This is a genomic window from Streptomyces sp. NPDC099050, assembly GCF_044759865.1.
Taxonomy (GTDB): Bacteria; Actinomycetota; Actinomycetes; order Streptomycetales; family Streptomycetaceae; genus Streptomyces.
In genome coordinates, this window is record NZ_JBIWAE010000015.1 from 58,947 (window position 1) to 73,985 (window position 15,039).

General features: G+C 72.6%; 13 protein-coding genes, 1 tRNA gene and 1 pseudogene. 1 reads left to right on the forward strand and 14 read right to left on the reverse strand.

All coding sequences use genetic code 11. The annotated features are described in order from the left end of the window. Positions 1-1,309: pseudogene (locus tag ACIQV3_RS24410) on the reverse strand (hypothetical protein); the annotation flags it as partial. A gap of 11 nt (positions 1,310-1,320) precedes the next feature. Then, positions 1,321-2,691 (reverse strand): peptidoglycan-binding protein, encoded by a 1,371-nt coding sequence (locus ACIQV3_RS24415; RefSeq protein ID WP_403715338.1) that lies wholly within the window; start codon positions 2,689-2,691, stop codon positions 1,321-1,323. A 248-nt stretch (positions 2,692-2,939) separates the two neighbouring features. Between ACIQV3_RS24415 and ACIQV3_RS24420 the strand changes: the two genes are divergently transcribed. Continuing rightward, positions 2,940-3,013, forward strand: a tRNA-Lys gene (locus tag ACIQV3_RS24420). A gap of 81 nt (positions 3,014-3,094) precedes the next feature. Here ACIQV3_RS24420 and ACIQV3_RS24425 read toward each other — a convergent pair. The 12 genes from ACIQV3_RS24425 to ACIQV3_RS24480 all read right to left on the reverse strand — a co-directional run bounded on the left by ACIQV3_RS24425 (position 3,095) and on the right by ACIQV3_RS24480 (position 14,983). Further along, positions 3,095-3,757, reverse strand: coding sequence for a class F sortase (locus ACIQV3_RS24425; protein ID WP_403715085.1), 663 nt, complete (start codon positions 3,755-3,757; stop codon positions 3,095-3,097). Positions 3,758-3,769: 12 nt separating this feature from the next. Further along, complete coding sequence (locus ACIQV3_RS24430) at positions 3,770-4,438, reverse strand: hypothetical protein (RefSeq protein ID WP_403715087.1); 669 nt, start codon at positions 4,436-4,438, stop codon at positions 3,770-3,772. A gap of 92 nt (positions 4,439-4,530) precedes the next feature. Beyond that, positions 4,531-5,310, reverse strand: coding sequence for an HAD-IIA family hydrolase (locus ACIQV3_RS24435; RefSeq protein ID WP_403715089.1), 780 nt, complete (start codon positions 5,308-5,310; stop codon positions 4,531-4,533). 188 nt (positions 5,311-5,498) lie between these two features. Beyond that, a complete protein-coding gene (locus ACIQV3_RS24440) occupies positions 5,499-7,040 on the reverse strand; it encodes an alkaline phosphatase family protein (RefSeq protein WP_403715091.1) in 1,542 nt (513 codons plus the stop codon). Between the two features lie 181 nt (positions 7,041-7,221). Then, the gene (locus ACIQV3_RS24445) at positions 7,222-8,301 is read right to left on the reverse strand and encodes a 2-aminoethylphosphonate ABC transporter substrate-binding protein (RefSeq protein WP_403715093.1); all 1,080 of its coding nucleotides are present in this window, start codon (positions 8,299-8,301) and stop codon (positions 7,222-7,224) included. 70 nt (positions 8,302-8,371) lie between these two features. Next, positions 8,372-9,169 carry an ABC transporter permease gene (locus ACIQV3_RS24450; RefSeq protein WP_403715095.1) on the reverse strand — a complete coding sequence of 266 codons (798 nt, stop codon included), beginning with the start codon at positions 9,167-9,169 and terminating at the stop codon, positions 8,372-8,374. Further along, entirely contained in the window at positions 9,156-10,181 is a 1,026-nt protein-coding gene (locus ACIQV3_RS24455; RefSeq protein ID WP_403715097.1) for a 2-aminoethylphosphonate ABC transporter permease subunit, read from the reverse strand. Before ACIQV3_RS24455 ends, ACIQV3_RS24450 begins: the two co-directional genes overlap by 14 nt. Then, positions 10,174-11,223 carry an ABC transporter ATP-binding protein gene (locus ACIQV3_RS24460; protein ID WP_403715099.1) on the reverse strand — a complete coding sequence of 350 codons (1,050 nt, stop codon included), beginning with the start codon at positions 11,221-11,223 and terminating at the stop codon, positions 10,174-10,176. The genes ACIQV3_RS24455 and ACIQV3_RS24460 overlap by 8 nt, the downstream gene beginning before the upstream one ends. Further along, positions 11,220-11,957: an HAD family hydrolase gene (locus ACIQV3_RS24465; RefSeq protein WP_403715340.1), complete on the reverse strand. Its 738-nt coding sequence runs from the start codon at positions 11,955-11,957 to the stop codon at positions 11,220-11,222. Before ACIQV3_RS24465 ends, ACIQV3_RS24460 begins: the two co-directional genes overlap by 4 nt. Positions 11,958-12,058: 101 nt before the next feature. Next, on the reverse strand, positions 12,059-13,180 hold the full coding sequence (locus ACIQV3_RS24470) for a TIGR03364 family FAD-dependent oxidoreductase (protein ID WP_403715101.1): 1,122 nt from the start codon (positions 13,178-13,180) through the stop codon (positions 12,059-12,061). A 147-nt stretch (positions 13,181-13,327) separates the two neighbouring features. Then, complete coding sequence (locus ACIQV3_RS24475) at positions 13,328-14,101, reverse strand: GntR family transcriptional regulator (protein ID WP_274552871.1); 774 nt, start codon at positions 14,099-14,101, stop codon at positions 13,328-13,330. Between the two features lie 39 nt (positions 14,102-14,140). Next, positions 14,141-14,983, reverse strand: coding sequence for a hypothetical protein (locus ACIQV3_RS24480; RefSeq protein ID WP_403715104.1), 843 nt, complete (start codon positions 14,981-14,983; stop codon positions 14,141-14,143). Between the last annotated feature and the right edge of the window lie 56 nt (positions 14,984-15,039).

Sequence of the window (15,039 nt, forward strand, 5' to 3'; positions counted from 1 at the left end):
CCCCAGACCGGCCGTGCTCGGCCGACGGGTTCGAGCCGTGCTCGGCAACGGCTTCGGCTGCTGCCCGCCCCGAAGCGACCGGCGTGGACGCGGCCCGGTCGGGCGTGGCCGACAGGTGTGCGCGCCGCTCGGCGCCGGCCCCGGCGGAGACCCACCCTCCGGTGACCGGCGCGGCCCCAGACCGGCCGTGCTCGGCCGACGGGTTCGAGCCGTGCTCGGCAACGGCTTCGGCTGCTGCCCGCCCCGAAGCGACCGGCGTGGACGCGGCCCAGTCGGGCGTGGCCGTGGCCGGCTCCGTACCGGCCCCGGGCTCGGCCGGTGCCCACTCGGCGGTGAACCGGGCGGTAGCGGAGCGCACGGACGCGGTCCGGTCAGGCTCTCCCGGCCAATGCGAGCCGGGCTCGGCGCCGGCCTCGGCCGCTGCATGCCCTGCCGCGACCGGCGCCGGAACGGCCCGGTCGTGCCCGGCCGGAACGGCCCATCGGGGAGCGGCAGCTGCCGGTGCGGCTCCGTCCGGCACGGCTCCGGCCGAGGCGGCTCCGGCCGAGGCGGCTCCGGCGGGGGCCCGGCCGGCGCCGTCCGGCGCGGACGCGGTCCGCACCGCACCCACCCGGTCGTGCCCGGCCGGAACGGCCCACCGGGGGCCGACCGCTGCCGGCGTGGCAGCGCCGGGACCGCTGCCGGCCGGGGCGGCAACGCCCGGGCCCGCTCCACCCGGAGTGGCGACAGCCCGGGGTGCTCCGGCCGGACCCGCTCCGGCCGGGGCGGCGACGCCCAGATCGGCGCCGCTCGGGGTGGCAACACCCCAGCCGGCTCCGGCCGATCCGGCTCCGATCAGGGTGGCTTCGCCCGGCGCGGCGACGCCCGGATCCGCGCCGCTCGGGGTGGCAACACCCCAGCCGGCTCCGGCCGATCCGGCTCCGGTCTGGGTGGCTTCGCCCGGCGTGGCAACGCCCGGATCCGCGCCGCCCGGGGTGGCAACACCCCAGCCGGCTCCGGCCGATCCGGCTCCGGTCAGGGTGGCTTCGCCCGGCGTGGCGACGCCCGGATCGGCGACGCCCGGGGTGGCGACAGCCTGGGGGAATCCGCCCGGACCCGCTCCGGTCAGGGTGGCTCCGGCCGGGGCCGCCTCGGTCCGGGAGTCCGCGGCCAGGGACTCCGCCGCCCGGGCCTGCTCCGTCGGAGTCGGAGTCGGAGTCGGCGTCGGAGTCGGAGTCGGAGTCTCGCCCGGCGGGGTCGCCGGTCGGGGGGTCGGGTGCGGGGGGATCTGGAAGGTGCCCGTGGTCGATGTCGTGCGCGTGGGGTACATCGTTGCCTCCGTCATGCGAACAGCCGGCGCCAGGTTTCCGGGCCCGGGTAACCGTCGGCCTCGGCGCCGCGCCAGCCCTGGGCGCGCTGGAACGCCTCGACGTTGCGGCGGTCGGCCTCGCCCCAGCGGGGGCCCGGTCCGGACAGGTAGTGCTTGCCGAAGCCCTTCTTCACCAGCTGGCGGCCAAGGGCGGTGACGGCCGGGTGGGTCGCGCCCGGCCGGAAGAAGGACGCCCCGGGGTAGGCGGGCTTGCCCGCCGGGCCCGGTGCGCCGCCCGTGGTCGGCGGGATGTCCTTGCCCTGGTGCAGGGCGAGCAGCCGCCAGGTGTGCGCGCCCGGGATGCCGTCGGCGTCCGCGCCCGTCCAGCCCTGGGCGCGCTGGAAGGCTTCGGTCGCCAGCCGGTCGGCGTCGGTCCACTTGGAGCCGGTGCCCTTCGGGTAGAACCGCAGCCCGCCCCGGTCGGACAGCATCCGGCCGAGCCGGGTGACGTGGGTGTTGTCCGCGCCCGGCCCGAACTTCGAGGCTCCGGGGTAGGTGGCCGAGACCCCGCCCGAGCCGCCCGGCGCGGGCGGCTCGCCCGTGACCGGGGGCTCGGGAACGACTCCGCCGGCCACCCCGTTGAACCGGTACGGGATGTACTTCACGGCGTTGTTCCAGTAGCCGTAGGGCGTGGCCAGCTTCCGCGTCGTGGGCCGTGTCTGCTCGTAGGCGACGTAGTGCGTGCGCGTCTCGTCCACCCACCCGCCGAAGAGCACGACGTGCGAGCCCTTGTTGGGGTCGGCCGGGTTGTGGAAGAGCAGCATGTCTCCCGGGAGCAGCTCGTCCTTCGTGATCCGGGTCGCGAACTTGTCGAGGCTCCCGGTCCACTCGTTCGTGCCGAGGTTCCACGCCATCGAGACGAAGCCGGAGCAGTCCTGCCGGTACCCGTCCGACCAGTACTGCTCCATGCTGTACGGGACCTGCGCGCCCAGCCACAGCTTCGCCCGGTTGATGATCGTCGCCCGGTCGGTCCGCCGCACCGCCGCGGGCGCTCCCGGCAGCCCGGCCGGCTTCGCCGCGGTGCCCTTGCCGCCCTTGCCGCCCTTCGGCCCGTGCAGCGGGGCCCGGCCGCCCTGCGGGGTGCCCGGGCCGGGATCGTCCAGCGCCACCCGGCCGCCGGTGCCCGGCGCGGCGGCCGCGGCCACGGACGCACCGCCTCCGCCGAGGACCACCCCCGCGGCGGTGGCCAGCACCAGTGCCCGGCGGGCTCCGCGCGCGGCGGGGTGTCCGCCGTCGCGCAGCGGTATGGCCCGGGCGCGCGCGAGCGTGCGGCGGCGCTGGGCGCAGCCTTGGCACGGGCAGTCGCCGGTGGGTTCGTACTCCTCGAAGGAGGGCAGCGGCATCGGCGGCATCGCCTCGGCCATCGGCGTCACTTCGTACACATGCGTCGGAGGCTGCATCGTCATGCGGTTCCGTCCACTCCCCTGCTCGTCGCCGGCCGGCCGGGACCGCATCTGGCGGGGCATCAGATCCGGCCTGACCCAGACATATCGTGCACGACAAACCCCCTAAACATGGGTTAATCGGACAGAACGCGCGCGGCTTGTCACGAGCACCCGCAACGGTGGGGTAGAGTTTTCCCTGTCACCAAGCGCCGCTAGCTCAGTTGGTTAGAGCAGCTGACTCTTAATCAGCGGGTCCGGGGTTCGAGTCCCTGGCGGCGCACAGACGCAAAGAAGCCCCTCACAGTGAGAACTGTGAGGGGCTTCTTCGTGTCCGGTGGAACTCCGCCGGAAAATCCGCGGGTCAGGCCGCCGTGCCGGGGCGGACTCCGGCGCCCGTCAGGTACGCCGACACGACCACGTTCGCCGAGTACTCCTTGGCCGCCTTGTCGTAGGTGCCGCCGCAGGTGACCAGCCGCAGTTCGGCCCGGCCGCGGACCCGGGGCCCGTACACCTTGGCGGGATCGAAGTCCGCGCGCTCGTGGACCCGTACGTCCTCGATCGTGAACTCCGCCACCGAGCCGTCGGCCCGCACCACGCGGATCTTTTCGCCCGCCTTGGCCGAGCTCAGGCCGTAGAACACCGCCGGCTTGGACCGCGTGTCCACGTGGCCGACCAGCAGTGCGGCACCGGCCGTACCGGGCTGGGCGCCGCCGCGCCACCAGCCGACCGTGCCCGGGTTCTCGTACGGGGGCGGCTCGATCGCCCCCTTCGCGTCGAGGTCCCGGACGATCACCGGGGCCTGGACGCCGAGGGACGGTACGTCGACCCGCGCGGGCACGGCCGGCTCCAGCGGGGTGTGCGCCGCGGGCATGCCCGGGGCGGCCGGTCCACCGGCCTGCCCGGGCAGGGGTATCGCCACTCCGGTGATCTCCCGGCCCCACAGCCACAGGCCGAGGACCAGCACCGACCAGGCCGCGAAGGTCAGCAGCCGGGAGCCGCCGGAGCTCCTCGGCTCGCCGTTCACCCGATCACCCGGTCACTCGCCGCTGCGGCGGCGGCGCAGGGCCAGCGCACGGCCGGCGACCGCGAGGGTGGCCGCGGCGGCGAGCACGGCGCCGATCACGGTGTGCGGCAGGCCCGGGCCGTCACCCTCGGTGCTCTTCTTCGCCGCCGCGGCGAGCTGCGCGGAGTCGGCGGCCTTGGCGGCCTCGGCCGCGCCCGCCGCCTTCGACTTCGCGGCGATCTCCTCGGACATGCCCCCGCCGCCCGCGTGGACCGGCCAGATGGGAGTGTGGTGGGGGTTGGGGCGGTGCTCGCGGCGGCGCTCGATCTCGATCGTGCCCCACTCGCGTTCGCCGCCGCGGCCGCCGCACTTGATCTTGATGTCGTGGCGGCCGGGCTCGACCCACGAGCGGATCATCGCGTCGCCCCACAGGGTGCGGCGGTCGTCGCGGCCGGTGGAGAGGCGGACCTCGGAGACGAAGACGACGGACGAGGCGACGGCCCAGTCCTCCTCACAGCCGCGGACGCGCAGTTTGACCTGCGCCCCCGGCTCCGCCGGATTGGGGTCGGCCGAGACGCTGCCGCGGCCCCGGTCGCGGTTCCAGTCCTCCTCCGCGAAGGCGAAGGGGGCGGTCACGGCGGACAGGGCCGTCAGGGCGACGGCCACCCCGGTGACACGGAGAGCGATTGAATCACTGCGCATGGTGAACCTCCTCAACAAGGAGATTCACGCGCGGCGCGCCGCTCCGCATCCGGAGCGGCGCCCTCTTGGCCCGTACGTGTCAGCCGTACGACCTAAACCAGATCGACCAGATCGGCGATGGAGTCGTACGTGTGGGTCGGCCGGTAGGGGAACTTCTCGGTGTCCTCGACCGACGTCAGGCCCGTCAGCACGAGGAAGGTCTGCATGCCCGCCTCCAGCCCGGCGAGGATGTCGGTGTCCATCCGGTCGCCGATCATCGCGCTGCTGTGGGAGTGCGCGCCGATGGCGTTCAGGCCGGTGCGCATCATCAGCGGGTTGGGCTTGCCGGCGAAGTACGGCTTCTTGCCGGTCGCCTTGGTGATCAGCGCGGCGACGGCGCCGGTGGCCGGCAGCGGTCCTTCGGCGGAGGGGCCGGTCTCGTCCGGGTTGGTGCAGATGAAGCGGGCGCCCGCGTTGATCAGGCGGACCGCCTTGGTCATGGCCTCGAAGCTGTACGTCCGGGTCTCGCCCAGGACCACGTAGTCCGGCTCGTGGTCCGTCAGGATGTAGCCGATGTCGTGCAGGGCGGTCGTCAGGCCGGCCTCGCCGATGACGTACGCGGTGCCGCCGGGGCGCTGGTCGTCGAGGAACTTCGCGGTGGCCAGGGCCGAGGTCCAGATGTTCTCCACCGGGACCGACAGACCCATGCGGCTCAGGCGGGCCTGGAGGTCGCGCGGGGTGTAGATGGAGTTGTTGGTCAGCACGAGGAAGGGCTTTCCGGACTCGCGCAGCCGGTTGATGAAGGCGTCGGCGCCGGGGATCGGGATGCCCTCGTGGACGAGGACCCCGTCCATGTCGGTGAGCCAGGATTCGATCGGCTTGCGCTCTGCCACTGGACTGTTCTCCGCTCTCGGTGGCGTCTGACGTCTGTGACGTCTGTGACCTCTGGTCTCTACCACCTTATCCGGGCCGGACCGCGGACGCGTGGGGCGTCCACAGCCCGGACCGCACGGCGGAACGGGCTCCCGCGAAGGCCCTTCGAGGGCCCCCGCCGAAGGTCCCGTACCGCCCGGAAGCGACCTCAGCCGAGCTTGACGTTGTCCACGGTCCAGTACCAGTTGTTGCTGCCGGTGTAGCGGAAGCGGACCTGGACGTCGGTGGCGCCGGCCGGGATCTGGAGCGCGATCGACTCGGAGCGGGCGACCGCGTCGGCGGTGTAGCTCTTGACGACCGACGCGGCGGCGCCGTTGTAGGAGACCAGGACCTGGGCGGTCTGGCCGGACTCCTGGCGGTAGTGCGTCTGGAAGGTCAGGTTGCGCGTGGTGCCGCCGGTGACCGCCCACTTGGGGGTGATGAGGGTGGAGTCGTAGGAGCCGGTGTGGCTCTTGTCGTCCCACTCGTCGGAGTCGGCGACGGCGAAGACGTCACGGGAGCGGACGTTCAGCTCGCGCCACTGGTCGCGCTGGGACTGGCTCCAGAACTCGTCGGTCGCGAAGGCCCATCCGGCCCACTCGGTGACACCGCCCGTGCCCATCTTGGAGTTGTCGACCGACCAGCCGGCCGGCGGGGTGTGCGTGAAGCCCTTGGTGCCGGCTGGGATGCCCGTCTCGTCCACGCGCGCCTGGAGGTTGGGGCGCAGGGCGTCGAAGGCGTCGCCGTCGTCCGGGGCGTCCACCGAGATGCCGTCGATCGCGGAGCCGGGGTTGACCCCGACCTGGGCGAGCGCGGTCGCCGCGACGTCGACGAGCTTCACGTCGCCCCGTACCGATCCGGCGGGGATGCCGGGGCCCTTGGCGATGACGAAGGTGCCGCGCTCCTGGATGGTGGAGCCGCCGTGACCGCCGGAGTTGGTGTGGCCGTGGTCGGTGGTGACCAGGACCTTCCAGTTCTCCTGGGCGTAGGTCGGGCGGTTCTGGACGGCCGTCAGGAGCTGGCCGACCAGGACGTCGACGCGGGCGACGGTGTCCAGGTACTGCTGGCTGGCGGCGCCGTAGGAGTGGCCTGCCGCGTCGATCTCGCCGAGGTAGACGAAGGCGGCGTCCGGGTTCTGGGTGCGCAGCTCGGTGGCGGCCGCGGCGGCGATCTTCGGGTCCTCGTTGCGGTAGCCGTCGCGGTCGCCCTTGAGGGAGAGGCGCTTGTCGACCTTGGCCGAGAAGATCGGGCCGTTCTGGTCGGTGGAGGTGATGGGCTCCCAGTCGGCGGCCGCGTAGGTGTTGAGCGCCGGGTTGGCGTTCTCGATGCGGGTCAGGAAGTCCGGGTAGGCCGTGTAGTTCTTGCCGGTGAAGGAGTTGTCCTTCACGCCGTGCTTGTCGGGCCAGACGCCGGTGGCGATGGTGGACCAGCCGGGGCCCGAGGAGGTGGCGCCCATCGGGTTCGCGTACAGGGTGCTCTTGGCGGTCAGGCCCTGGGCCATCAGGCCGTTCAGGTAAGGGGCGTTGGCGACCTTGACACGGTCGAGGACGGCGCCGTCGAGGCCGATGACGAGCACCTTGTTCACGGCGGCGGCAGCGGCGGCTTCGTCGGCGGGCGCGGCCGTCGCGGCGTGGGCGCCGAGGCCGGTGGCGAGCAGGACCGTGGCGGTGGCGGCCACGGCGAGGGTCCGTCCGGACAGGACAGTGGACACGTACTCCTCCGGGAGTAATCGTGGGGAAGGCGCAGGGGACGTACGGGTGGTGCGGGGTCGTACGGCGGTCGTGCGTCAGCGCGAGCGAGCGTACGGCGGGTCCGGACCGAAGGCGAGACTCGGTCCAGACCCGTTATCTGTGTGTCACTATTCCGGTCGCGGGTGACCGGGAGGCGACCAGTCAGCTTCCGGTGGCCGACTTCCACGCGTCGACGTAGCCGGTGAGGTTCTTGTCGATGTCGGCCCAGTCCGGCTCGAAGATCTCGACGCCGCTCATGAGCTTGGTGAGCTCGACGGCGTTGGCGTCGGTGGGCTTGACGTCCGAGCGGGCCGGGAAGCCGCCGCCGACGCCGCTGACCAGCTTCTGGGCGTCCTCGCTGAGCAGGTGGTCGAGGAGCTTCTTGCCGTTCTCGGTGTGCGGGGCCTTGTCGACGAGGCCGGCCGCGTACGGGAGCGAGAAGGTGGTGGGCTTGCCGCCGTCCTTGGCGGGGAACCAGATGGCGATGTTCGGCATGGACTTGGACTGTGCGAAGTTCATCTGAACGTCACCGTTGGCGACGAGCAGCTCGCCCTTGTCGGTCTTCGGCGCGAGCTTGCTGGTGGAGGAGGACGGGCCGACGTTGTTGGCCTGGAGCTTCTTCAGGTACGCGTTCGCCGGCTCCTTGCCACCGAAGTCGTGCATCGCCTTGATGAGCACGGCGGTGCCGTCGCCCGCGACGCCCGGGGTGGAGTACTGGAGCTTGCCCTTGAACTTGGGGTCGAGGAGCTCTTCCCAGGTCTTGGGGGCGGCCGCCAGCTCCTTCTTGTTGTAGATGAAGCCGAAGTAGTTGTTGACGACCGAGGTCCACTTGCCCTCGGAGGACTTGTTCGCTCCGCTGACCTTGTCGGCGCCCTGCGGGGTGTAGGCCTGGAGGAGGCCCTTGCCGTCGGCCTGCTGGATGAACGGCGGCAGCGTGATCAGGACGTCGGCCTGCGTGTTGGTCTTCTCGCGGACGGCGCGCTGCACCATCTCCCCCGAGCCGCCCTCGACGTACTTGACCTCGATGCCGGTCTTCTTCGTGAAGTCGGCGAAGACCTTGTCGTACCAGCCGTCGCCCTTGTCGCCCTTGAGGCCGTCGGCGCTGTAGACGGTGACGACCTTCTCGCCGCCGTCCTTGGAGTCGGTGGCGGAGGAGGAACCACCGCAGGCGGTGAGGCCGGCGGCGAGGACGAGGCTGCCGGTGACGGCGGCGGTCACGCGGAGGTTTCTGTTGCTGGGCATGGAACTTCCTTACGGGGAAAGGGAGTCAGCGGGAGAATCAGCGGGGTCCGGCAGTGGCCGTGCCGGGGGGTCAGCGGTACGTGGCCCTGGTGCGGACGCGGGAGACGGCCAGCAGGACCAGCAGGGTGGTGGCCATGAGGACCACGGCGACGGCGGATCCGCTGAAGAGCGAACCGCGGTCGGTGGCGGTGAAGATCCGGACCGGGAGGGGCATCCAGTCCGGCGGGTAGAGCATCATCGTGGCGCTCAGCTCGCCCATGGACAGGGCGAAGCAGAGCCCGGCCGCCGCGGTGAGCGACGGCAGCAGGAGGGGGAGCTTGACCCGCCACAGCACGTACGCGGGTCGGGCGCCCAGGGAGGCCGCCGCCTGCTCGTAGGCGGGGTCGAGACGCACGATCGCAGCCGAAACCGACTGGTAGGCGAACGCCGTGACAAGAATCGTGTGCGCCAGGATCACGATCGAGCTGGTGCCGTTGAGGAGCAGCGGCGGCTTGCTGAAGGCGACGAGCACGGCGAGGCCGACGACCACGGACGGCACGGCGACCGGCAGCATGAACAGCGCGTCCAGGGAGCTCTTCCCGCGTTTGCGCAGCCCGGCGGCGGCGAGCGCCGCCCAGGTGCCGACGGTGAGCGCGATCAGGCTGGCGGCCAGGGCGGTGAGCAGCGAGGTGGTCAGCGCCTCGAGGGATTCGCCCCGGACGGCCGCGGCGTAGTTCTCGGTGGTGGGGCCGGAGGGGAAGGCCCCGGACCAGTGCGTGGCGAAGGACGCGGCCACCACGACGAGCAGCGGCAGTGCGAAGAGGGGCAGGAAGAGGATGCCGAAGAGGCTCCAGGCGGCCCAGCGGCCGCTCTTGCTATGCACCAGCACGCTTGCTCACCACCCGGTAGAGGCCGAACAGGCCGACGGAGATCACGATGTTGACGACGGCGACCACGCAGGCGGCGGCGTAGTCGGATTCGAGGATCGCCTTGCCGTAGATGAGCATCGGGAGCGTGGTGACGTCCTTGGCCCCGGTGAACAGGACGATCCCGAACTCGTTGAGGCACATGACCAGGACGAGGCTGCCGCCGGCGGCGAGGGCCGGGAGCGCTTCGGGGAGGATCACCCGCCGGATGATGCGGCCGGGCTTCGCGCCGAGCGAGGAGGCCACCTCCAGCTGGGCGGTGTCCAGCTGGGAGAAAGCCGCGAGCAGCGGGCGCATCACGAAGGGCGTGAAGTAGGTGATCTCCGCGAGGAGGACGCCCCAGGGGGTGGTCAGGAAGTGGAAGGGGCCCTCGGTGGCGCCGAATCCTTCGGTCCACAGGCCGTTGGCCATGCCGACGGTGCCGTAGATGAAGAGGAGGGCGAGGGTGATGAGAAAGGAGGGGAAGGAGAGGAAGACGTCGATGAACTTGGCCACGGCGCGGGCCCCGGGGAACGGGACGAAGGCGATGACCAGCGCGAGCGCGAAGCCGAGGACGAGGCAGCCGACGGTGGCGCCGACGGCCAGCCAGACCGTGGTGCCGAGCGCTTCGCGGAAGGAGTGCGAGGCGAAGACGGAGGCGTAGGCGTCGAAGGTGCCGCCCCCGTTCTCGGGGGACAGCGACTGCTGGACGACCAGCGCGAGGGGGTAGAGGAAGACCGCCGCGAGGACGGCGACGGGAGGCACGGTCCACAGCCAGCCGGGAACGCTACGGGGCGCACGTGCGGGCCCCTCCGGGGTGGGACCGGAGGAAGGAGCACGCTCCGCCGAAGGGGAGCCCCCGGGGACCTGCCCGATGTCGTGCGGCCCGCTCCGCGAGGTTCCGCGCGCGGTGGTGCCGGCGGAGTCGGCGGACTCGACGGAGCCGGCGGCGCTCTGGGCCGGGATGGCCCCGGTGCGCGGCACGGCCTCAGGCATCGGACACCCCCGCGGCCAGCAGTACCGCGTCCCGCGGCTCGAAGTGCAGGGTGACGTGGTCGCCCAGCGCCGGGGTCTCGCGCAGTTCGGGCAGGTCCGCCTTGACCCGGTGGCCATCGATGTCCACATAGAGCCGGTGCGTCGAACCGCGCCACTGCACTTCGGTGATGGTCCCGCTCAGCGCGTTGGGGCCGGCGCCGAGGCCGAGCAGGTGCGGGCGGACGCACAGGGTGGCGCTCGCGCCGACGGCCGCGCGGCCGGAATCGAGGGCGAGGGGGTGCCCGGCGAAGAGCGCGCCGCCGTCGGCGACGGTGACGGGCAGCAGGTTGGCGTTGCCGACGAAGGAGGCGGTGAACTCGGTGCGCGGGGCCCGGTACAGCTCCTGCGGGGTGCCGCAGTCCTGGAGGCGTGCCTGGTCCATGACGGCGATCCGGTCGGCCAGGGTCAGCGCCTCGACCTGGTCGTGGGTGACGTAGAGGATGGACACGTCGGGGAGTTCGCGGTGCAGCCGGGCCAGTTCGGCGAGCATCCCGGAGCGCAGCTGCGCGTCGAGCGCGGACAGCGGCTCGTCCAGGAGGAGGACCCCGGGGCGGATGGCGAGGGCGCGGGCGATGGCCACGCGCTGCTGCTGTCCGCCCGAGAGCTCGCGGGGGTAGCGCTTGGCGTAGGCCGCCATCCCGGTCATCTCCAGGGCCTCGGCCACGCGGCCGGGGATCTCCGCCTTGGGCGCCTTCTGCGCCCGCAGGCCGAAGGCGACGTTGTCGGCGACGCGCATGTGCGGGAAGAGCGCGTACTGCTGGACGACCATGCCGATGCCGCGCTTGTGCGGCGGGAGCGCGGTGACGTCCCGGCCGCCGATCAGGATCCGGCCCGAGGCGGGCCGGACGAAGCCGGCCACCGCGCGCAGGGCCGTGGTCTTGCCCGAGCCCGAGGGGCCGAGCAGCGCCATGACCTCGCCGGGCTCGACGGTCAGGTCGAGGGAGTCCAGGACGGTGTTGCCGCCGTAGGCGACCGAGACGGAGTCGAAGCGGATGCCGCTCACGCGCCGGGCTCCCCGGACTCCTCGGACTCCTCGTGATCCTCGTGATCCTCGTGATCCTCGTGATCCTCGTGCGCGAGTCGCTCCAGCCGCGCGAGCAGCGCGGGCAGTTCGGCGATGGAGCCCAGGACGTGGGTGGCGCCGTGCTCGGTCAGGGCCGCGCGGTCATGGGCGCCGGTGAGGACGCCCGCCACGATCCCGGCGCCGGAGCGGACGCCGCTGAGCATGTCGTACGAGGTGTCGCCGGCGACCACGGTGTCGCGTACGTCGGCCACGGCGCCGGTGCGCAGGAAGGCGGCCAGCACCATGTCCGGGTAGGGCCGGCCGCGGCCGCCCGCGTCGGCGGGGCACAGGGTGAGGTCGGCCAGGTCCTGCCAGCCGAGGGCGTCGAGGATGGCGTCCTGGGTGACGCGGGCGAAGCCGGTGGTCAGGACCACGGTGCGGCCGTCGGCGCGGAGCTTTTCGACGGCCTCGCGGGCGCCGGGGACCGGAGCGATGAGGCCGCCGTCCACGAGTTCCCCGTAGGCCTGCTCGAAGGCGGTGTTGGCGCGCTGGGCGAGGTCCTCGGCGCCGAAGAGGTGGCGGAAGACGGAGATCTTCGACTCGCCCATGGTGTCGCGGACGTACTGGAGCTTGGTGGCGTGGTCGGCGCTGCCCGGCTCGACGCCGAGGCGCTCGGCGGCCCGCTCGAAGGCGCGCTCGACGAGGCCGCCGTCGGCGACGGTGGTGCCGGCCATGTCGAGGACGATCAGGCGGCGGGTGTGGAGGGGGGTGCTGGGGGTGTTGGTGTTGGTGTTGGTGTTGGTGTTGGTGTTGGTGTTGGTGTCGGTCATGGTGCTTACCAGCCCAGTTCGTTCGCGGTGGCTTCGGCTATGGCGGGCGAGCAGGTCATGCCCCGGCCGCCGGGTCCGGTCACCAGCCAGACGCCGTCGGCCACCTGCTGGCGGTGGACGACGCGGGTGGTGTCGGTGCACTGCGCGTACACGCCCGCCCAGCGGTGCCTGATCTGCGGCAGCGGGCGGCCCAGGAAGGACTCCACGACCTCGGTGAGGTGCGTGTACGGGTCTTCGAGGGTGTCGAACGCGAAGGGGTGCTCGTACTCGTGGGTGTCGCCGATGGTCAGTCCGCCGTCCTGCCGCTGGACCATCAGGAGCTGCATCTTGTGCGCGGCGGCGATCGGCGCCTGGGCCTGCTCGGCGTTGAGTTCGTCGAGGGCTTCGCTCTTATAGGCGGGGTAGTAGCGGAAGCTGTCGGCGTCGGCGACCGAGGTCGTCAGGGGCTCGCCGAGCGGGGCGGTCTGCATCATCTGCAGGCGGACGCGGCGCACGGGCAGCTCGGGGACCAGCTCGCGGACCAGGCCGGAGAGCCAGGCGCCGGTGGCCAGGATCACGGCGTCGCCCTGGTGGACGTCGCCGTGGTCGTCGCGGACGGCGCCGTTCCCGACGACCTCGCGCACTTCCCGTCCGGGGAGGAAGGTGTAACGGCCGGAGGCCCTGAGGGCTTCGCGCAGGTGGAGCTGGGCGGTGCGCGGCTCGACGGCCGCGTCCCGCTCGCACCACAGGGCGGCCTCGAACGCGCCGCGCAGGGCGGGGTTGATCGCCCTGGCCTCCTCGGCGGTGACCAGCTTGTAGCCGCGGGCGGCGGCGTCGGGGCGGGCCACGGCGGCCTCGGCGACGGCGTACTCGCGGGAGTTGCGTACCGGGGTCAGCGAGCCGATGGCGCGGAAGCCCAGGCCGGGCACCCGGTCACCGATCGCCTCCCAGAGCTCGCGGGCCCGCAGGGCGGTGTCGAGCTCCTCGCCCCCGGCCCGGCCGCTGACCCAAATCTGGCCGAAATTGCGCAAGGACGCGCCGCGGGCCTCCGCTTCTCGCTCGATCTGGACGACCTCGTGGCCGCGTTCCACTGCTTGCCAGGCGTGCATGGTGCCTACCACGCCGCCTCCGACGACTATGACTCTCACGTGCTCCAAGGTGACGGCGGCCCGTGACCCCGGAGGATCCCCCGGGCGACGCTCCGGTGAACAGCCTCCAACGCTTGGACTAGACCCGTTACCGTTCTGTTACTGAACTTCGCCCGTTTTCCTCTCATACGGGGGCTTCGGCCGGGACTATTCGGGCTGCAGGTGGGTCGTGAAGCTGAACCGGTCACCACGGTAGAGAGAACGCACCCGCTCCAGCGGCCTGCCGTCCTGATCCCGGGAGAAGCGGTGGATGAGCAGCATCGGGAGCGCGGGCGGGGTGCCGATCAGCAGGGCTTCGCGGGGGGTCGCGAGGACCGTTTCCAGCTTCTCGTCGGCGTCGCCGAAGGAGATGCCGAGGCTGTCGTGGAGATATCCATAGAAGGAGGAGTCCGGCTGGAAATCGATGTCGAGGCGGGGCGCGCGGGCGACCCGGACGTACGTGCTCTCCAGCCCGACCCGCTCTTCGTCGGCGAGCAGCACCCGCTCCAGGTGCCAGACCGGCTCCCCGGGCTCGGCGCCGATGCCGGGGGCCACGGGGGCCGGGCAGGGGAAACGTTCCAGGCCGATCAGGTGGCGGCCCGGGGTGCGTCCCTGGCGGCGCACGCCCTCGGTGTAACTCGCCAGCGACAGGGGCTGCTCGAGTTTCGGCCCGGCGGCGACGGTGCCGCGGCCCGAGCGGCGCAGCCGGCCCTCCAGCAGCAGCTCACGCAGGGCCTGGCGGACGGTCTCGCGGGAGACCTCGTACTGCTCGGCGAGATCACGCTCGGTGGGGAGGAGTCCCCCCTCGCCGAGCTCGTCGAGCAGCCCGGCGATGCGGGCCTTGACGGCGTAGTACTTGGGGATGCGGCCGTGCTCGGGGATGCCGGAGCGGACGGGCAGGCCGGGCTGGTGGTGGTGCGCGTAGGCGGTCGGTTCTTCCACCCTCGGACTCTACGTGGACCGCCCCTTCGCGGATCGCCCCTACGTGGACCGCCCCTTCGCGGATCGCCCCTTCGCGGACCGCCCCTTCGTGGACCGCGGGCCTTGTCGCACGTCGCGTCGCAACCGGCGGGCCCCGAGCAGGAGTCCGCCGCCGCCGGCCAGGGCGGCCGCGGCGCCGGCCACGTACGTCCAGGCCGCGGGGGTGCGGCCGGTCTCGGCCAGCGCTCCGGCCTCGCCGGTCTCCGCGTCCGCGGCCGCGTCCGGGCCCTGGACCTCGAACCGGTAGCCACCCGCCTCCCCGAGCCAGTCCCCGTCGTCACCCTTGCGCTGCACCAGCGCGGCATCGGCGACGGCTTCGCCGAGCGGGGTGCCGGGGGCGAAGGCGAGCCGGACGGTGACGGTCACGGAACCGCCGGGGGCGATGGCGAAGCCGGAGAACGCCTCGCCGCCGTCGAACACGGCGACGATCTCGTCCCGGTCGGTGCGCTCCAGGCTGACGGGGAGGGCACGGCCGGGGGCGGCCGCGCCGGGGGCGGCGAACTCCATCCGGAAATGGGCGGGTCGCAGGGCGCGCGCTGGGTCGGTGAAGACCACGACGGGGTGGATGGCCGTGCATTCCGCGGTCGTGGTGTTGGCGAGGTCGAGGTACCAGGTCTGCGCCGCACCGCCGGTCCGGTACACGGCCGGCCCACCGCGGATACGGGCACCGATGGGGAACTGCGCGCTCTTCCCGTCACCGCAGCTGGCCTCCACCCGCGAGGGCAACGCGGGGGCGGGGCGAGCGCCGCCGCCGTTGCCGATGTCCGCGGACGCCGTGGTGACGGCGGGGATGGTGGCGGCCACGAAGACGGCTGCGAGGGCGAGGGCTTTGCGCAGTCGCATGGAGAACCCCTACTCGCCGACACCAGAACAGAACGGCCAATCAAACGATTGCCGGA